This is a genomic window from Paraburkholderia sp. BGA-UO-ETr-F12 (assembly GCF_059567945.1).
On the sequence record NZ_JCAQOZ010000031.1, the window covers coordinates 43,921 to 62,849 of the forward strand.

Below are 18,929 nucleotides of genomic sequence, written 5' to 3' on the forward strand. Positions count from 1 at the left end.
TATTTGCGTCGGTCAGCCGCGATAGCTGGCGCGGTCAATGTCTACGCGGCGGTGCCCCGTAAATCCCTGATGTGTTGATAGACCGTTGCGCGCCCCATACCCAGCACGTTCGTATTTCTGCTGGGCGCCGAAACGACAGCCGCAATTCGGCGGAATAGGATGTCCGCGTTACATCCGAAGGCGGTCTGAACGCAAGCGAGCAGACAACCCGACGCAGCTTGGACCGAAAGACAAAACCCAACTAATCCAATTGTCGGGTGCACATCACATTTAACCCAACAGCGCGTGTAGTTGGCTTCGACTATCGCCATCTCGACCTGAACCCCTTAAAGCCGGGCGGTCCGCGCTTACTCTTGGCTATAGCTTGGGCCTTCCTTTACCAGCTTGTCGAAAGCAGCGTCGCTATCGGGTGTCGGGAGAAGTCGGCCCAAGAAATTCTTCCAGCGGAACCGACGTCTTGTTATAGCCGCCCGCATCCCGTACTGCCGTAGATAGACTGCGAAACTCGTCAGCGTCCAATTCCCAGATATGCTGGCACATTTCGTCGGACGGCACCCGCTGACCACGGGTGTCACAGGGATAGGCCCAGCGATTGTTTTCCATGGTGAGCCAGCAGTCGGTCTCAGACAGCGCCGACAGGTTGAGAGCGACCTGTAGATTTTTGTCTTGGCGGGTATCTCGCGCATACCGTGGGTCAGCTGGGTGGGTCTAAGACAGTCGATTGCAGAAGTTTTCATGCATCCCTCCGCGCTGCTTGCTTCGTCTGCCCCACGCGCCGTCGCTAAGGTACCCGGGATGAGTTATCGCAGACAGGAGCCTTCTCCCGGCGAGGGGAGCCTGCGGCGCCTTGCGGCGGGCACGCGCTCCCACGGCATCGATAACTAGCGCGCCTCTGTCCCTTGCAGTTCGCTATGCTTGTGAGAATGAGTTGCCGCGTACTTTAATTCATAATGCACCCCTTTCCCCCGGCGAGTGGGCGGAAAATGCTCGCTCTCGACGCAGGTAACTTCGAAGGTGTCCTTGCCGTCCTCGTGAACGACCGCATAGATGCCAGAAGTCTTCACGATTTCACCGGGTTTATGCGAATTCTCAGCCATGTCGAGTCTCCAGTAATGCGGTAAGAGCCAAATGCCGCTCTTCATTGAGACTGTGACGGTTTCGACAGGTGGTGACGGATACTGGGGTTGATATCCTTGAGTCACACGAGTCGAGCCTTTGACAGCTCGACCGCGACACCTGCGCTAGTGAGTTGAGCGAGATTGTTTAAAGGGCCGAGAAAACTCTGAACTTACCCGCGCTGGCAAGCGACAGAGTGCGCCCGAAAACTAGCCTACTGCCGTAGACGCGGAATGTTAATTCCAGCGGCCTTCAACGCAGCATCAATCGTCATCAACTCCTGGCCAAAATCAAGTGCCCATTCTTCGCCGTCGCATCGGACGGTCATGCCGTTGTGCATCGAAATAAGATGACGCGCCTTATACAGGGCATCAACAAGCTTCGATTCGCGTTCGGCCTCCCGAACCCATTCATCTGCTCTCATGGTGGAACCTCCTCTGAGCAATGGAAGCAGGACATGAGGCCGAGCGATAGATGACGCACGGCCGTCGTTTCTCAAATAAAAGTGACAGTTCACGCCTACGAATTTGCGTGTACGATACTGTATAAATATACAGGTTTTTTGACGCCCCATGTCCAGCGCTACCGTCACGGCCGAAGAGATACACCCGTCCTTGTGGCGTGCGTCCCAGCTCGCGCGTGGCCGTGGGCGGGTCGTTGAGACCGGCTATCCCGTGCTGTCCGCCGAGCTTCCCGGTGGGGGGTGGCCGGTCGGTGCCCTTGTCGACCTGATGCTGCAGCAAGCCGGCGTGGGCGAATTGCGGCTGCTGCGGCCGGCGCTGAGTGCCGCGGGCAATCGGCCTGTCGCCTTCGTTCAGCCGCCGCATACCCCGGACGGACTCGGACTCAGCTACATCGGGCTTCCCATTGACCAGGTATTGCGGGTGAAAGCGCAGAAGACCGCCGATGCGCTCTGGTCGGCGGAGCAGATTCTGCGGGCAGGCAGTTGCGGTGCGCTCATCTTCTGGGCGCAATATGCGCAGGCCTCATCGCTGCGCCGCCTGCATTTGGCGGCGCAGTCATCCGAAACACTCTTCGTGATGGTCAGGCCTCTGGCAGCGGCACAGGATTCATCGCCCGCCGTGTTGCGGCTCGCTTTAAGACCATCGGCCGACGGTTTGACCGTCGACATCGTGAAACGACGAGGGCCAGCACGCGCAGAGCCTCTGTCGATTCCCCTTCAACCCACACCTGTATTGCTTTCCCGACATGCGCGTCTTTCTCGCCGTCCACTTGCCGAAGTTGCCGCTCGAGGTGTTTCGACCGAAGTGGTCGTCTGAGCCTGCCCACGGAAGTGCAGTCCTGGAGAAAGACAAAGTGGTCATTACCGACAGCACGGCACGTGCAGCAGGCGTGCGCCTCGGAATGAAGCGCGGTGGCGTGCTGACACTGTCGCCGGAAACGGAGATGCATGAACGCGACGCCGCCAGGGAGGCGGCGGCACAGCGCGAGGTGGGTATCGCCCTGATGCGCTTTTCACCTGAGGTCGCATTGCTTGACGAAGCGACGGTCGTGGTGGAGGTCGGCGCGAGTCTGCGTCTCTTTGGCGGGTTGCTCGCGTTGTGCCGGGAAGCGAAGACTGTTCTCGGAACACTTGGGCTTACCGCGCGCATCAGCGCTGCGCCGACCGGCCAGGGTGCATGGCTACTTGCAAAGTTCGGGAACCGCCGCGCGCTCAAGCTCTCATCGCTCGAGCAACGACTGGCCGCACTACCGATGATGGCCGTTCCAGAAGTTCGTCCGTTCGGAGACTGGTTCTCCGGACTTGGCTGCGAGACCATCGCTGACATCAGGCGTTTGCCACGCGCCGGCTTGCAGCGTCGATGTGGTGAACATCTGCTCGACTCGCTCGACCGTGCATTTGGCACCGCGCCCGAAATCTTTGATTGGCTAGAATTGCCACCGACTTTTTCCGCACGTATCGAAATGCCTGACCGCCTTGAGGATGCGGACGGCGCAGCCTTCGGTGCCCATCGACTCATTGTGCAACTGTGCGGCTGGCTTTGCGCCAAGCAGTTGGCGGTCACGGCTATAAGGCTGCTGCTCGAACATGAACGTGGGCGCGACGCTGTGGAGCCGACGGCCATCGACATCGCATTGGGCGAGCCGACATGGAAGGAGGAGCATCTCGTCAGGCTACTGAAGGAGCGGTTGCACCGGATTGAGCTGTCTGCTCCGGTAATCGCGCTGCGGCTCGATGCGTCAAAAGTGGAGTCTGCGGCGCCGGCTTCCGACACGCTGTTCCCGGAACCGGGAGGTTCAAAGGAAGACCACGCACGTCTTCTTGAGCTGCTCGTTGCGCGGCTCGGCGAAGACAACGTTCTGCGTCCCGCGCCGAGCGCTGACCATCGCCCGGAGGTCGCCAACCGCTGGGTGCCGGTGACGCTCAGGTCGAAGCAGGAACCACTTCCGCTCGGTCTGCCAAGACCCACCTGGATGCTGGACAGTCCGGTGCGGCTGCTTATGCGTCAGCATCGTCCCTTCTATGGGTCTCCGCTGCGGATGGTGTCGCCCGGTGAACGTATCGAAGCTGGCTGGTTCGATGGCGAACTCGCAACGCGCGACTATTTCGTGGCGCAGGCGGACGACCAGAGCTGCTACTGGATATACCGCGAGCGTGTCAGCAGCCGCGACGCGGAGGAAGAGCAGCGGTGGTTCCTTCACGGATTGTTCGGCTGATGCACCATGGACACAACGTTCAACGTGCTGCCGGCATACGCCGAGCTTTTCTGCCTCTCGAATTTCAGCTTCCTGCATGGCGCTTCCCATGCCGAGGAACTGTCTGAGCGCGCGGCACAGCTGGGCTATTCAGCACTCGCGGTCACGGACGAATGTTCGCTGGCTGGTGTTGTGCGCGCGCATGTCGCGGCGAAGGAAGCAAAGCTGCCGTTTATCGTCGGTTCGTTTTTCCGACTGGTCAATGCCGATGGCTCGCCTGCATTCGGAATTATCCTGCTTGCCAAAAACCGCGAGGGGTACGGCAACCTGTCCGAGCTGATTACGCTTGCCCGTACCCGGGCCGCCAAGGGCGAATATCGCCTGACGCCACAGGACCTCTCGCGCCCCGAGAAGGAATACCGGCACCTTCGCGGGATGCCGGACTGCCTCGCCATTCTTGTGCCGGATTTACCGGCCAACGAGGATGTCCTCGCTGCACAGGTCGAGTGGCTCGACGACACATTTACTGGCCGCGCCTGGGTAGGGTTGGTACTTCACCAGCGCGCCATGGATGACATTCACCGTGGCTCGGTCGAATTCATCGCGCGTAGTCAGGACGTCCCCGTGGTGGCGCTGGGGCATGTCGTCATGCACGTTCGCTCGCGCAAGCCCCTTCAGGATACGATGACCGCCATCCGGGTCGGCAGGCCGGTACACGAATGTGGCTACGACCTCGCGCCAAACGCCGAGCAGCATCTGCGTTCGCGGCTCCGGCTTGCAAACCTGTATCCCGCCGAAGCACTCGCAGCGACCGTCGATATTGCGAGCCGCTGCACGTTCTCGCTCGACGAGCTGCGCTATGAATATCCGGACGAACTGGTACCCGCGGGCATCACCCCAAAAGCCTATCTTCGGCAGGAAACGTACATCGGCGCGCAGCGACGCTTTCCGTCTGGCATTCCGCACAACGTACAGGGGCAGATTGAGCACGAGCTTGAGCTCATAGCCGACCTACAGTACGAGCCGTACTTTCTCACTGTGTACGACATCGTTCGCTTCGCACGCAGTCAGCATATCCTTTGTCAGGGTCGTGGTTCGGCCGCCAATTCGGCAGTCTGTTATTGCCTGGGTGTTACCGAGGTCGACCCCGCGCGCGGCAACATGCTGTTCGAGCGGTTCATCAGCAAGGAGCGCGGTGAGCCGCCGGACATTGACGTCGACTTCGAACATCAGCGGCGCGAAGAGGTGATTCAATATATCTACCGCAAGTACGGTCGCGACCGCGCAGCAATTGCCGCAGCAGTCTCAACATACCGGCCCCGCGGAGCGCTCCGGGAAACCGGCAAAGCGCTCGGAGTCGACCCGCAGATAGTCGACCTGGTCGCCAAATCGCATCATTGGTTCGATAACAGCCAGGATTTGCTCAAACGCTTCGCCGAGTCTGGGCTCGACCCGGAGAAGCCGCTTATCCAGGCGTGGGCGCGACTCGCATCCCAGCTCCTTGGCTTCCCGCGTCATTTGTCGCAGCACTCCGGCGGCTTTGTTATCAGTCGCGGCAAGCTCACGCGACTCGTACCAGTCGAAAACGCTGCGATGCAAGACCGGTCCGTTATCGAATGGGACAAGGACGACCTCGAGGCGCTCGGCCTGCTCAAAATCGACGTGCTAGCTCTCGGCATGCTTTCGGCTATCCGTCGAGTGCTGGACATCGTGTCGGAGCAGCGCGGCGAGCGATTCGAAATGCAGGACATCCCCGCAGAAGACTCGCAGACATACGAGATGATTTCAGCTGCGGATACTGTCGGCGTTTTTCAGATTGAATCGCGTGCCCAGATGTCGATGTTGCCGCGGATGCAACCTCGTACGTTTTACGACCTCGTCATCGAAGTCGCCATTGTCCGGCCCGGTCCGATTCAGGGTGGCGCTGTGCATCCCTATCTGCAGCGCCGGCAGGGTTTCGAGCCAGTCACATACCCGAGTGATGCACTCAAAACCGCATTAGGCCGCACACTTGGCGTGCCGATTTTTCAGGAACAAGTGATGCAAGTGGCCATCCTGGCTGCGGGATTCACCGCCGGCGAGGCCGACCAGTTGAGGCGCGCGATGGCCGCGTGGAAACGTAAAGGTGGACTTGAGAAATATTATGACCGTATCGTCAACGGAATGCTCGAACGCGGTTACGACCAGGCATTCGCTGAAGGCATATTTGAGCAAATCAAAGGGTTTGGTGAGTACGGCTTCCCGGAAAGCCATGCTGCCAGTTTCGCGCTGCTGGTGTATGCAAGCAGCTGGCTGAAGTGCCACGAGCCCGAGGCGTTTCTTGCCGCGATGCTCAACAGTCAGCCCATGGGCTTCTATTCACCATCACAGCTCGTGCAGGATGCACAGCGACACGGAGTTAAGGTCCTGCCAGTTGATGTGACCGTGAGCGGTTGGGACTCAGTGTTCATGCAAATCCCAAACTCCGAGCGGCCGGCCGTGCGTCTCGGACTATCGTTAGTGCGCGGCATGAAGGACGGTGCCGCAGAACGCATTGAGAATGCGCGGGCGGTTCGACCGTTCGTAAGCGTGAAGGACCTCGCTCGCCGAGCGCAGCTTGACCGCAAAGACCTTCACGTCCTCGCGGACGCCAACGCACTGGCTTCGCTTGCCGGCAATCGTCGAGAGGCGCTATGGCAGTCTGTTGCCGCTGTGCCCGACAGGGACATGCTCGCCGTTGCGGCGGTTGAGGACGAGACGCCCGAGCTTGGGGCACCGACAGAAGCGCACGACATCGTGTCCGACTATCGGTCGATTGGTCTGACGCTCGGTCGACATCCGCTTGAATTACTACGGCCGCAGTTGCTTGCAAACCGCCTCATGCCAGCATCAACGCTGCGCACATATCGCGACGGGCGGCTCGCCCGAGGCTGCGGGCTTGTTACCGTGCGTCAGCGTCCGGGCACAGCAAAGGGCGTGCTTTTCGTGACGCTGGAAGACGAGACAGGCAATGTGAATGTAATCATCTGGCCGAGCCTCTTTGAGAAACAGCGCAAAGAGGCGCTGGGCGCATCTCTACTTGCGGTGTACGGAACCTGGCAGTGTCAAGGAGAGGTTCGACATCTGGTCGCCCAGCGGCTCGTTGACATGTCGCATCTGCTTGGTGGCTTGATTACTGCGAGCCGGAACTTCTGCTGACCGCCGACACCGGGCACTTTTTCTAGCAACATCGGCATTTGCGCTAAGCGCTGCCCATTCGCCTGCAAGAATCCTCGAGCCTTCATTTCATTGAATTTGGCACACAAGGCTGCCGGCGAATGCTCTGAGCCATTCAACACTCCGAGGGACCGACATGACGGACAAGCCGGGCGCGAGAGCTGTAAAAGGCGGCGGCGAAACAGACAAGTTCGATGGGGCATGTAACGACGTTCGGCAGACGACCGGTGCCCGGTTCGCTGCGGTCGTTGTCATCGGTGGCGAAGGGCGCTCAGGATACTACGTCGTAGGACTACTCAATGCGCAAGCTTTGCTGCCTGACGTCCGGGAACAGATAGCGTCAACTTTGCGTGGGCAGCTTTTCAAAAAAACTGCCATGGGAGCAACGCATGGGAGCACCGAAGACAATAGCAGTCGCCGGACCCGTCAACTCCCTGGTTTTCTCCTCCCTATTGGTCATGTATTCTGAGAAAGCATCTTGAACGGTCGCGTGAGAAGCATCCAGTTTCTGTAAGGATGCTTTAAAGCGGTTCCAGGAAAGCGGTCAATCTTGTGCAGGCTTTAGTGGATAGGCAAAATGGCATATCCCCGACTGCAACGCTCAAAGGCCGGAGGTCAGCACATGGGCAACGATGAACAAAACTCGGCCGCTGAACGGTTCGATGCTGCCCGTGTAATCGCTGTGGATTGTTCGCGGGCTGTGGCCGGATGCGTTGACATGATTGACGCTCCCGGTGCCGTAAGGGACAAGCTTTACGCAATGCGCAACGCATTGCAGAGACTTCATACGACTGCGGCTACCGCATTCGAAAAATCGTCCCGGAGAATACAACATGGAACTAGCGCTGTTCAGTAACCGATGGAAAAGAACACCTACGCGAAGCTTGTAAAGCAACTGGCCGTACTCGATAGCGAAATAGAACGCGTCCGTCGCGGCGAACGAAGGGGAGTGATAGAAGAGATTCGCTCGCAGATGCGAGAGTACGGCATCACGCCAAGCGAGCTCGTTGGACGTAAGCGTGGGCGCCCTCCTGCTCCGACGCGATACCTGAATCCAGAGACGGGTCAGACATGGACCGGCCGAGGACCTCGCCCCCAGTGGCTCAAAGGGAAGAACTCGAAAAAGTTCCTTGTCGTGCGGCCGGAGCAGCAACACTCCGCTGCTGAAGAAAACGAATAGGCTAATCCTAACTGGTTCGTACCGGCATCAACGCTGCGCGCATATGGCGACGGCTTGCTCGTCCGAGAATGCGGCGGCTGGGTATTTTTCATTCATAGAAGCAAACGGTCGTATGACTACGTAGTTCCGCCGCGCCTTTGCTCTCGATGGGTTGCCTGTTCTGCCAAAAGTCGTCGCATTGTGGGCAGTAAAATTTGCCCATCTACGGGCTTGCGAAGGAAGCCGTCGTAGCTGACGAAAGCCGGTGGGCTGGGCTCCCCGCAACCAGTACGAAAACTACGTCAGCTAGGCCGAGGAGAGCCCGCAATTGGTGACAGATTTCGCTCCTCGACATCACCTGAATGTGCGCCAGTCGGCGACACGATACCTACGGGGGATTCGACGAACATTGCAATACTGACTTGCCGTTGTTCGCGCTCCCAGGCCCAAACCCATCCGCGGCACAGCTGGCACTCCATCCGGCCAAAGCTTCCTCATCATCGTCTACCAGCAATACGCTTGTTATACCCAGTTGTCCAAGCCGCCACATGATTGCTTGGCAATCTGATGCTGCCCAAAGTTCACACGAAACCTCGTCGAACCCGCACGCCAGTCGAGTCGTCTCGCACAGTGGGTATCATTGGAAGACCAAACGGAGGCAGTGATGTGCTACTCGGCCCAGATTCAAGCTGACTATCGCAAGTTTGTACGGATGTTTGGCGCGACGATGGATATCCACGAGTTCGCCCGCCTTTTCTTTGAGCGTGCCGAGGGTGTCAGCAAAGCGAAAATTCCAAAAGCAATGGAAGCTGCATTCGCGTCGCCGCAGAATGACGCCGAAAGGGAAATCAAGACCCTTATCGACCGGTTTAACGCCGAGCAGAGCACGAAGCTCGAACAGGAGCTTTTCAAGCAGAAAAAGCGGCTGGCGGACGCTGAGCGAACACTGCTTACAAAGACGACCAAGGCAGCCACTGAAGACAGGCGAATCGCGAGCGACAAGATTGACGCGACCATGCGACGACTTGCAGGCCTTGAGCGCATCGACCTCAAGCCGCGTGACTCTCGTATCTTTCCTGGCAGCTATGCGCCTGTGATGGTCATGGAGAATGGCCAGCGCGTCGTGAAGCCCATGCGATATCAGTGCCGTGTTGCTGGTAAGCCAGCGTCATATGACGTCAAATATCCAGGCACCTACAATGCGCGGCGCGACAATCTCGAGGGTTTCTGGAAACCCTGCTTTGGCTACACCCACGGAATAATGCTGGTTGATGTTTTCTATGAAAATGTGAGCAAGGCCAAATTTGAAGGCACGCTTTCTGAGACGCACGCCCGGGACGAAAACGTCGTTCTCGAATTCCGACCTAGAAACGGCGAACTGATGCATGTGGCGTGTCTATGGTCTCGTTGGACCGCGCCGGGCGAGCCGGACCTGTTGTCCTTTGCTGCCATCACAGATGAGCCTCCACCGGAAGTCGCAGCGGCGGGGCACGACCGCTGCATTATTCCTATTAAGCCGCGAAACATAGATGCCTGGCTCAATCCGGATGCGTCTAACCTCGCGTCGTTGTGCGCAATTCTTGATGACAGGGACCGCCCATACTACGAGCATCGACTTGCTGCATGAGCACTAATCGCAGTTTGCTTTCGAGGAGCGCGCGAGTGTGTGCATGGCAGGCAAGCTCGTGCCGGGCGGCTCGCGGGAGTCAGGGCCAACAACGGGAATCGACGGGGCGCCAACGAGACGGGCTGCGCTCTTCACCGGCAGCTTCGCTGCGCTTCGCCGTCAGCCGTTGTGCAATGAACAAATCGACTGTTTGCATCAACAGGTCTAAAGGAGCCGGCTTGCGGAGGAACGCAGCCCAGCAGCGTGGCTCATCCGATGGCTCCGGCGTTGCGGACACCATGACGACCGGTATCCCGGCGAAGGACGGCTGACATTTGAGACGGCGGCATAGCTCTGCGCCGTCCATTTCAGGCATTTGCCAGTCAGTGATGACGAGTTGTGGAATACGACGGGCCGCCTTCTGCAATGCGTCGTATCCATTCTCGGCAAGCTCCACGTGATGGCCGCCGCTTTCCAGGGCAAGTTGTAAAGCCCATCGGTTCTCAAGGTCATCGTCTACAAGGAGTATGGTAGACATTTGCACGCCACGCGTCGCAGCATTATCCATATCTGGCGCAAACGCTGTACCTGAAGGGAGCCCACTACGCGACCTAGCATTACCTGGCTGAGAGTGCGCACTTGCCTACACGGCAGCGACGGCAGGATGCCTATGCAAAGACCTGACGAATCGCAACCGCATAGACGCCGGCACGCGGTCGGGTCGGCAGCAGCCCGCCTCCTCTTTTCTTACCCGTTTGGGCACCATGGTTTTCCGCCCGAGCTGTCCGACACTACGACTCGAAGTCGTGTTTCTTCACGGGGGTTTCCCCACGGTCGCGAGGATAGAAGTAAGTGCGTGCATATCGACGGGTTTCGCCAGGTGACGGTCAAAGCCGGCTGCAAGCGCTGCCACGCGGCCCTGCTCCGATACGTCTCCCGTCAGTGCGACGAGCTTCAGATGTATAAGCGCTGGTCGAGTTCGTAGCTCTGCCGCCAAAGCAAATCCATCCACACGGGGCATATTGACGTCGATGAATGCTACGTCGGGGGTAAATTCTTCAAGGGCGGCAAGTGCCTCACCCGCGCTCGTCGCGGTGCGGACAACATGTGCGTCAAGCCCGAGGAGAAGCGCCAGCGACTCCACCGTATCCCTGTCGTCATCTACCACGAGAACGCGGCAGGGCGCCGCGCAAGGTGCCATCCCATGAGGCTGCGTACCGGACAAGTCGGGGCTGCGCGACAGCGGCAGACGAATGGTCACTGTGGTTCCCGAAGACGACTCCCCGCTTTGGACAGCTACGGTGCCACCGTGCGCCTCTACCAGATATTTTACCAGGGCAAGCCCGATTCCGAGGCCGGCTTCCGTCGAAGGAGAGCGGCTACCGCGCTGGTTGAAGAGGTCAAAGATGTGAGGCAACGCTGGCGCGGATATGCCATAGCCTTCGTCGGCGACGGTCATCACCAAGGCAGGCTCAACCGACGTTCCGGAGGGGGGCGCCGGAACGTCTACAGCCGCAGTCAAAGCTATTTGGCTGCCATCTGGTGAATACTTCGCGGCATTGCTCAACAGGTTGACGAGCACTTGGGTCATGCGGCCGGCATCGACGTAAACCAGCACCGCATCAGACGGCGCCGTGACTTTAAGCATGTGCTTACGCGCCTCCATTTGCGGCCGGACAGCGGCAATTGCGTCATTCAGAATGTCGGCCAGGAGGCTGTTCTCTGGCCTGACCGTGACCTTGCCCTGCCGGATTCTGGACGCGTCGAACAGGTCGTCGACAAGGCGCTGCAACCTGTGGAGCTGACGTTCGGCAATATCAAGCGCCTGCTGCGCCTCTTGTGATTGGAGCTTCAGAGGTCCCAGACTTTTGATGGCGCTGTCGATTGGGGCAATTGGGCTACGCAACTCGTGGCTTAGTGTCGCTATGAATTCGTCCTTACGCGCCTCCGCTTCGCGCAGGGCGGACTGGGCCGTTTCGGCCTGAATGGCCCGACTTTCGGCTAGCGCCTTCATGCGCGCCACATGCATCGTCGCGCCGGTGAAATCTGCGAGGCTAGTGAGCAATCGCAGGTCCTCGGCGTCGAAGCGAACTTCAGGACGTTGCGACATCACCCAGATGGCGCCCCACGCGTCGTCCCTGACAGGAATTGGCACGAGCAACGCCTCGACCACGGGCGGGGACAGCATCTCGATGGATGGAAAGAAGCGCTGTGGCGTTCCGAAAAGCTCCGGTTTACCCATGGCCAGCGTAACGCCGCACAGGCTGTCGTCGAAGGGCCGGTGAGTGTTGAGAAAAGGCACAGCCTGCCCGGCGAGAGCAGCCCACCGGAAGCTGGCAGGCCGGTCGGGCGGCGACTCGAGTACGCTGATGCCTGCGCTGTCTGCACGGCACAGCCGCGCAGCTTCGCGTGCAAGCGTATCAAACATCTCTGTGTCCGACGTGGCCAATGCATGGGCGAGTTCGCCCAACACCTTTGCCTCTGCCTCATAATCCGGATGCCGACTTGGCCTCGAATACAGTTCAGAAGTTATGAGCGACTGGCGATGGGTCTCGCGGATGCTGTCCGGCTTCTGGATGGTCATAAGCTGTGAAAGGGTTTTCAGCAATGTGTTCCACCTCGGTGAGCCGCCGGTCCGGATTCGATGGGCCCACCAACAATCATAGCCGCTTGCGCCCCGTATATTGATTTTTTAGGCCACCCCGGATGAATGTTCTACCGGTTCGCTCATCGACTCTGCTCAGCGTAAATGCGGCAATGCGGCAACCGACCTGGTGTTGCGTGCCCCCGGACAGGGCTGGGCGAACGCGCCTTGTGAATACCTCGTCGAGGAGCGCAGGTTCCAAGACAGCGGTTAGGCTCGGACTATAGCTGTATCAAAACCCGATTTCGGCCGAGGCGTTTAGCTTTGTAGAGCGCGCAGTCGGCGCGATAGAACGTCTCGTCCAGCCTGTCCCCGCGAGACACCTGCGTAATGCCAGCCGATACCGAATATCGCACCTCTTTTCCGGCAAGGCATAGGACAATCCGGCCTAACGCCGCATGGCGCACCCGTTCGACCACCCGCAGTGCCTGTGCTGCTGTCGTCCCAGGCATCACTAGCAGGAATTCCTCACCTCCGATTCGCCCGATAACGTCGGAGCGTCGGACCAGGCTTCGGGCGAGGGAGGCAAAATCGCAGAGGACAGCATCTCCCGCAAGGTGTCCGTGCTCGTCGTTGATGTTCTTGAAGCGGTCCAGGTCAAAGAGTGCGATTGCAATCGGCGTTTCCCGAGCCGACATCGTCACAATCGCTGTGTCGAGATAGTCGAGGACCTGTCTGCGGTTTGGTAGCCCTGTCAACGCGTCTGTTCTTGCTTCGTGCAGGGCTCGCTCATGAGCACGGACTAACGAGCGCTCATTCTCTTTAAGAGGGGAAATCTCACTGCCCACGAGGACAAGCCACCCGTCATCCAGCAGCGTCTCGGTCATCCAGTACCAGCTGCCATCAACCATGTCTGTCGCGAAAAAACGCTCCCCCGGCTGACCGCGCCGTCGCCGTTGCGTTTCAGCAATAAATATCCGGGCATCCTCACAATTTATTTTCGGGCCGACACCGTTTCCCACAGCTCGCACCATCAGGTCGGGAAACGTCATCGTTCCCTCGACCGCGTCGAGTTTAAACGCCCTTTTGAAGGCAGCACTCGCATAGCGCAGAACATCTTCCGGGTCGTACGTCGCCACAATTAACGACCCGTCTGCAAACGCGCGATGGAGCGCGTCGGCCGGCCCGGAACCAAACGGCACAGCGCCTGTCGGGTTCATTATGACGTTGTCTCTCAGTAGGTTCCCTCGGAACGGGCCTTGTTTTTTCTGATTGCATTCTACTGCGAGATGTTGAGTCGTAGTACGTCTGTCCGAGTTCTGTGCCACCCACCGGAAGGACGGTGCTGTCACGCCATCGCGGCAGGTCTTAGCGTTCGCGGAACGCGATGCTCGAAGCCGAGGACCGTAGATGTCCGATGCTTTGGTGAAGACGCTTCTTTCTGGCAAGGCATTCTGAGCTGAGCATGAACGGCTCAAATCCGCCGCGCTTTTCGACTGACGCGTTGAAACATCCGATACGTCGACCGTGCGAAGGCATATCGGATTGACCGGCGGTCCTCGTCCCACATGCGGTATGGAAATTGCGAACAGGAAGGACGCCGGCTCACACCTTCCGGTGCTGACGACCGCTTCGCGCTTAAGGAGACTGCCATGCGAGTTCTGACGAAACGAATGTTGATTTGTGCACTATTTATTGGCGTATCAGGAAGCATCTACGCGCAAGGCGCGGGCGGCGGTGGGGCGGCCGGTGGGCAAGGTGGCACCGGAATGAGCAAACCGAGCGCCAATGGTTCGACCGATACTGTGTCGGGCGCGTCCGGTGCGGATAGCATGGCTCCCGCCGGTACCACCTCGCACAAGAAAATGCACAAGAAGTCCGGTGCCGCCACGCCGGCTTCGGCCACCAATCCGGGCTCGGGTGGTAGTTGAAGGATAAAATTCACCTTAAGGTGGTCGTGCGTATTGCAGTGTTACGAATAACCGGTGGCGACCGCCTTACGCAACAACGCTAAAGCCCAATAAATATAGAAGCGTGGCTGAATCTGGAAGCATCTAACTTGGCCGCATTGCATGCAATACTCGATAATGGGGACGCGATTCTATGAGCATCGGTTGGCCGCATTACCATCCGACCGGAACTCGAATATCCAGCGAAATAAAGCATGAGCGACCCACTCACCTGGACCTTCGAGCGCGTGCCGAACTGCTCGCCTATCTTGTTTCCTCGCGCCAACTGGCGAAGCAAGTGACGGGCGACTGGCTTTCGCCCAACCACGTCGTCGAGTCAACAACCTTATGGCTGCGCACCAACGGTGCGGGCGCGGATGTTATCCAGCGAGTGATGCTTTCGAGTCGCGCTCTGGAGGCCGCCAAACAGTTGGAGAAGGCACCATTGATCGGCGTCCCACCTCAAACGACTACCGCACTATTCTGCGAGAACTTGCGGCTTGATTTCCGGTCGGCTATAGCGAGAGAAATCTATCAGCACTGTTTGACGTAGCTGTTGGCACTCGATATTTCTAACGGCTCGCAACCGACATCATCCTGACTGAGTCTGAGTTGCGAGGATGGGGATGGCTCAGAACCGGTCTCAGACTTTGCGCCAGCCTCCAGCTCCACCTGAATTGATTCAGAGCGCTTCGGCTGAACCGCAGGCAAGCCTGCGAACGGGTGTTTTGTGCTCGCATTTGACGTCGCCAAGGCATTGGTTTTCGTTCTTCCGTCGGGCACGCTCTTTGCGTGCCGCAAACCGAAACGTCATTTCGGAGAGTCTCTCATGAAGAAATTCGTTGGCTGTATCCTCCTGGTTTTGAGCGTCGCCGCCATTGGCAACGCGGAGGCTGCCGGCTGCGCGAAGGGTGCCGTCGTTGGAGGCGTCGCAGGGCATGTCGCAGGAAAGCATGGGGTGGTGGGGGCGACCGCTGGATGTGCGATTGGGCACCATGAGGCGGGCAAGAAGGCAAAGGCAGCAAGTCAGGCTGCTGGTGCGAGCGCAGCCTCTGCAAAGTGACGGTTATATTCGGAATGTTCCGGTCGGGTCGGAAAGACGTCACGAATGAACGCGGTTCTCCGCCGCCGCGCGGGGTCGGCGGCTCATGGTTCGTGCCTTCTTTGCGATTGCTATTATTCCGGCTTGTCCTCGTCAACTTCTTCGCCGTCCTCCGACTCAATCCGGGTGGTTCCGCCCGTCGCCGGAGGGTCGCTGGCAGGAAAGGTGTCTTCAATAGTCTTATCGACGTGCTCCTCAGACTTTTCACTCGCGGGGTTCTGTTCCTTTGGGATAATGGCCATGGTTGTCTCCGTTGAGTTGGAATGATTTGTTGCGAGCAAGGAGTATTCCGCGTCTTCATCTCTGGTGCTGTAAGGCGCTATCGAAGCGGCCGGCCGTCGACCGTGCGAACGGAAAAGGCAATGTTCCTGTTGCTGCGCTGTGGCCGGACAACCGATAGCTGTCGTAGCGACTACAACGCCGCACGACATTGCGTCGAAGCCGGATGAGCTTGCTCGCGTGCGAGCTGACTTTGCGGAGGCGGACCACATTGCCCCGGAGCTTGCTCACAGCGTTGAATCAATGCGCCTCTGCCACCGCAATGGGGCGCGCGGCATAGGCGCTGCAGTGACACCGTTTGGGTTTGAGTGTTCGCTCGGCCGGAAAGCCGGGTCACTTTCTACTACCTCGCAGGTCGCTGACCGGTACGGCTGCCTTTGTAATCGCTATATGTCGACCTTCGTTACGGCCGATAATCGATGTTGTGCTGCAGGTCCATCGGTGTCACCCCGTCCGTGTGAGGCAACAGTGTGTTCTCGATGCGGACGCCACAAGTTGGGCACTTTCCTTCGGCCGATTGAAGCGGAAGAGTGGCGCCCAAGCCCTGCGGTTTTGGGTCGTCCTGTTCTTGCGAAGGTCGGACTCTCCCTGCTGGAGGAGCTGTCGAAACTCGACCATGTCGTTCTGTCGGAGTCGGGTTTCACTCGACAAGGTCTCATACACCATAACCAAAACTGTGGAGCGAGACTACGCGGGGAACCGGCAATGGGCGTTGACTTAGCCAACATTCTGAGTGTCCGCTATCGGGACGCAGTGACTGTCCGCTCGGGGTCGATTCTGTTGAAAAAGGCGCCGTAGATGCGAAATGTTGGGTATCCTGGGAGACATCGAACGACGGGAGTGAATGGTCATGATGGGTCGATTGGATAGCGGACAGGACAAGCTCTTCTACTCGTTCACCGTAGCAGTTTGGTTGGGTGAACGTGCTGCTTGCAGGCGATCTTTGAAGTCCGGGTTCGGACAAAAAAAGAGGCTCTGTGAGTCCTGGAGCCTCAAGCGCTTGCAAGACGCCAGCGTCCGCTTCACATCGCCATCTAGCGTTGGTCAGCGATCCTCTCGCCAAGCGTTGTCCGTTTTCACCATCGAGAGCTTGCCGGTAAAGGTCTCTTCGACGTAGTCCGCGTACTGCTCGACGGCTTCATTACCGTTGAAGAAGTTATCGAGCAGCGACGAGTTGACGTTGGGGCAGGTTTGTCGCATGGCACGCTCCATCGCAGCCTTTGCAGTCCGCACTACGCCATCAGACGTGATTGTGGCTGACAACGTGATGCCCTTGATGAGCGGTGTTGAGTTATGGCGGGTACCGGCCTCTTATCCAGATTACAATTTCATACCCTTCCTGTTCCAGTCGGCGGTTCATACGTTGCCTGCAGACGTACGTCCCGCCGCTATCGTTCGCAAACCGGATTCACCCATGCAACTGATCGACCTACTCAGGCAACGGACCAGCCACTGACTCAATGGCTGCGCTACATTAGAAGGCAGATTTCACTTCCCAAAGGGGCGCCCGACTGTGGCTGCATTACATGGAAGAAAAAGTAGGGAGCAACGATTCGGCACGCGAAACCGAGGAGCAGTTCCGGGTTCTCGTTCAGGGCGTGACCGACTATGCGATTTTCATGTTGTCGCCGTCGGGCGTGGTGACGAGCTGGAACGTCGGCGCCGAGCGGATAAAGGGGTATCAGCGGCAGGAAATCGTCGGCGAGCACTTCTCGCGTTTCTATACGGACGAGGACAAGGCGGCTGGCCTGCCAGCGCAGATACTGGCGGCCGCGGCGAGAGAAGGGCGCGCCGAACGTGAAGGCTGGCGAGTGCGCAAAGACGGCAGCCGCTTCTGGGCGCATGTCGTAGTCGATGCCATCCGCGACGAGGCGGGGACGCTCATCGGATTCGCAAAAGTCACGCGCGACATCACGGAGCGCAAGGAAGCAGCGGCCGCGCTCGAGAAAGCCAACGCAGCGCTCTTCCAGGCGCAGAAGATGGAGGCGATCGGGCGCCTGACGGGCGGTGTTGCGCACGACTTCAACAACCTGCTGGGGGTGCTGTCCAATAGTCTGGAAGTGCTTGCAATCCAGTCGCACACGCCGACCGACCGGAAGTTGATCGAGGGCATGCGGCGAGCGATTGACCGCGGCACCTCGCTGACGCAACAGTTGCTCTCGTTTGCGCGGCAGCAGCCGTTGCAGGCGCGGGTTCACGACCTCAACGCACTGATCCGCGAGTTCGCGCCGATGCTGTCGCGCGCAGGTAACCGCAATACACACGTCGAGCTTGCCCTTCGTCCCGCGGATGCGTATGCGCTGATCGACGCAGCGCGCTTCGAGGCGGCGCTGCTGAACCTCGTAGTGAATGCAGTTGACGCCATGCCGGCGGGCGGCACGGTGACCATCGGCACAGACACGGTTCAGTTGGATGCGGAAACGGCATTGGGGCTGCCGGCCGGCCGCTACGTGCGCATCTCCGTGTCGGATACTGGCACGGGTATGACTGACACGGTGCTGTCTCAGGCGTTCGAGCCGTTTTTTACCACCAAGCAGCCGGGCAAGGGCACGGGGCTCGGGCTGAGCCAGGTGTACGGGCTCATCAAGCAGTCGGGCGGCGATGTGCGTCTGTCCAGCCAAATAGGGAAAGGGACGAAGGTGGACATGTATCTGCCGGTTGCAGCACCCGGAAAAGGTACTGATGTCCCGCCTCCCGCCGCGACTGGAGACAGTCCTGCTCCTTGAGGACGGGCCAGAGCAGGTGGTGCGGCGTCGCAACTGCTGGCGAGCGCGGGGGGAAACGAGTCCAGGCAGGCTATGCTTCCTTGCCTATTCCTTTGCTTGCGCGTATTGTTGCGGCGCAAGAGCAGGACGCGGCCGCAGCGACTGAGAAAAATTCGCGAGATCGTCAGCGAGTACTCGCTGGCGCCGGAAGACCGATTTGCTCAGTCCAAAGGCAAGCGCAGACCGGGTCGGACGCCGAACCTGCGAAAATACCGCGATCCTGCGTGCGGCACTACATGGAATGGGGCGTGAGCCGGTGTCGATCGAAGGGCACTCGCGCAAACAGTTTGATCCCTGAGCCCGGGAAAAAGATAATGAACAGAAGTCTTCAGGCAGACATGGAACGGGCGGCGCGCGGCTCGACTTGGGGGCTACTGTCCGGCGCACCGGTGACGCTTCTTTTCGCCTGCCAGATGCGAAGCCAGATTATCCTTAATTAACCCTTTCCGTATGTCGGCCACGAGCGGTCTTGTTACGCTCAGGCCTAGTTGCGTTGTCTGCATCGCCCTCGCTCTG

18 protein-coding genes are annotated in these 18,929 nt (G+C 59.0%); 10 read left to right on the top strand and 8 right to left on the bottom strand.

Annotated features, from left to right (window positions below; translation table 11 throughout):
• Nucleotides 1–402: 402 nt before the first annotated feature.
• The 3 genes from AC57B6_RS14825 to AC57B6_RS14835 form a co-directional block, all read right to left on the bottom strand.
• Complete coding sequence (locus AC57B6_RS14825) at nt 403–603, bottom strand: ParB-like protein (RefSeq protein ID WP_496421610.1); 201 nt, start codon at nt 601–603, stop codon at nt 403–405.
• Between the two features lie 278 nt (nt 604–881).
• On the bottom strand, nt 882–1,097 hold the full coding sequence (locus AC57B6_RS14830; protein ID WP_496421611.1) for a hypothetical protein: 216 nt from the start codon (nt 1,095–1,097) through the stop codon (nt 882–884).
• A gap of 233 nt (nt 1,098–1,330) precedes the next feature.
• The gene (locus tag AC57B6_RS14835) at nt 1,331–1,540 is read right to left on the bottom strand and encodes a hypothetical protein (protein WP_252889593.1); all 210 of its coding nucleotides are present in this window, start codon (nt 1,538–1,540) and stop codon (nt 1,331–1,333) included.
• A 148-nt stretch (nt 1,541–1,688) separates the two neighbouring features.
• Here AC57B6_RS14835 and imuA point away from each other — a divergent pair, with 148 nt between their 5' ends.
• From imuA to AC57B6_RS14860, 5 genes are all read left to right on the top strand, one after another.
• Nucleotides 1,689–2,396 (top strand): translesion DNA synthesis-associated protein ImuA, encoded by a 708-nt coding sequence (imuA, locus tag AC57B6_RS14840; RefSeq protein WP_496421612.1) that lies wholly within the window; start codon nt 1,689–1,691, stop codon nt 2,394–2,396.
• Entirely contained in the window at nt 2,326–3,795 is a 1,470-nt protein-coding gene (locus AC57B6_RS14845) for a Y-family DNA polymerase (RefSeq protein ID WP_496421613.1), read from the top strand. The genes imuA and AC57B6_RS14845 overlap by 71 nt, the downstream gene beginning before the upstream one ends.
• 6 nt (nt 3,796–3,801) lie before the next feature.
• Nucleotides 3,802–6,951, top strand: a complete 3,150-nt coding sequence (locus AC57B6_RS14850; RefSeq protein WP_496421614.1) for an error-prone DNA polymerase — start codon at nt 3,802–3,804, stop codon at nt 6,949–6,951.
• 991 nt (nt 6,952–7,942) lie between these two features.
• Complete coding sequence (locus AC57B6_RS14855; RefSeq protein ID WP_496421640.1) at nt 7,943–8,149, top strand: H-NS histone family protein; 207 nt, start codon at nt 7,943–7,945, stop codon at nt 8,147–8,149.
• A 643-nt stretch (nt 8,150–8,792) separates the two neighbouring features.
• Nucleotides 8,793–9,755 (top strand): SOS response-associated peptidase family protein, encoded by a 963-nt coding sequence (locus tag AC57B6_RS14860; RefSeq protein WP_496421615.1) that lies wholly within the window; start codon nt 8,793–8,795, stop codon nt 9,753–9,755.
• 79 nt (nt 9,756–9,834) lie between these two features.
• Here the strand turns inward: AC57B6_RS14860 and AC57B6_RS14865 are convergent, their stop codons facing one another.
• From AC57B6_RS14865 to AC57B6_RS14875, 3 genes are all read right to left on the bottom strand, one after another.
• Nucleotides 9,835–10,272 carry a response regulator gene (locus AC57B6_RS14865; protein ID WP_454805383.1) on the bottom strand — a complete coding sequence of 146 codons (438 nt, stop codon included), beginning with the start codon at nt 10,270–10,272 and terminating at the stop codon, nt 9,835–9,837.
• Between the two features lie 276 nt (nt 10,273–10,548).
• Nucleotides 10,549–12,342 carry a hybrid sensor histidine kinase/response regulator gene (locus AC57B6_RS14870; RefSeq protein ID WP_496421616.1) on the bottom strand — a complete coding sequence of 598 codons (1,794 nt, stop codon included), beginning with the start codon at nt 12,340–12,342 and terminating at the stop codon, nt 10,549–10,551.
• 257 nt (nt 12,343–12,599) lie between these two features.
• Nucleotides 12,600–13,538 carry a GGDEF domain-containing protein gene (locus tag AC57B6_RS14875; RefSeq protein WP_496421617.1) on the bottom strand — a complete coding sequence of 313 codons (939 nt, stop codon included), beginning with the start codon at nt 13,536–13,538 and terminating at the stop codon, nt 12,600–12,602.
• Nucleotides 13,539–14,087: 549 nt separating this feature from the next.
• Here AC57B6_RS14875 and AC57B6_RS14880 point away from each other — a divergent pair.
• From AC57B6_RS14880 to AC57B6_RS14890, 3 genes are all read left to right on the top strand, one after another.
• Complete coding sequence (locus AC57B6_RS14880) at nt 14,088–14,249, top strand: hypothetical protein (RefSeq protein WP_496421618.1); 162 nt, start codon at nt 14,088–14,090, stop codon at nt 14,247–14,249.
• Between the two features lie 172 nt (nt 14,250–14,421).
• The gene (locus AC57B6_RS14885; RefSeq protein WP_496421619.1) at nt 14,422–14,820 is read left to right on the top strand and encodes a hypothetical protein; all 399 of its coding nucleotides are present in this window, start codon (nt 14,422–14,424) and stop codon (nt 14,818–14,820) included.
• Between the two features lie 276 nt (nt 14,821–15,096).
• Nucleotides 15,097–15,330: a hypothetical protein gene (locus AC57B6_RS14890; protein ID WP_496421620.1), complete on the top strand. Its 234-nt coding sequence runs from the start codon at nt 15,097–15,099 to the stop codon at nt 15,328–15,330.
• Between the two features lie 113 nt (nt 15,331–15,443).
• Here AC57B6_RS14890 and AC57B6_RS14895 read toward each other — a convergent pair whose 3' ends face one another.
• Entirely contained in the window at nt 15,444–15,611 is a 168-nt protein-coding gene (locus AC57B6_RS14895) for a hypothetical protein (protein ID WP_496421621.1), read from the bottom strand.
• A gap of 1,081 nt (nt 15,612–16,692) precedes the next feature.
• Entirely contained in the window at nt 16,693–16,848 is a 156-nt protein-coding gene (locus AC57B6_RS14900) for a hypothetical protein (RefSeq protein WP_496421622.1), read from the bottom strand.
• Here AC57B6_RS14900 and AC57B6_RS14905 point away from each other — a divergent pair.
• Together AC57B6_RS14905 and AC57B6_RS14910 are read left to right on the top strand one after the other, a co-directional pair.
• Nucleotides 16,847–17,104 (top strand): hypothetical protein, encoded by a 258-nt coding sequence (locus AC57B6_RS14905; protein ID WP_496421623.1) that lies wholly within the window; start codon nt 16,847–16,849, stop codon nt 17,102–17,104. The two genes, AC57B6_RS14900 and AC57B6_RS14905, sit on opposite strands and share 2 nt — an antisense overlap.
• Nucleotides 17,105–17,174: 70 nt before the next feature.
• Entirely contained in the window at nt 17,175–18,374 is a 1,200-nt protein-coding gene (locus AC57B6_RS14910) for a PAS domain-containing hybrid sensor histidine kinase/response regulator family protein (protein WP_496421624.1), read from the top strand.
• Nucleotides 18,375–18,929 lie beyond the last annotated feature (555 nt).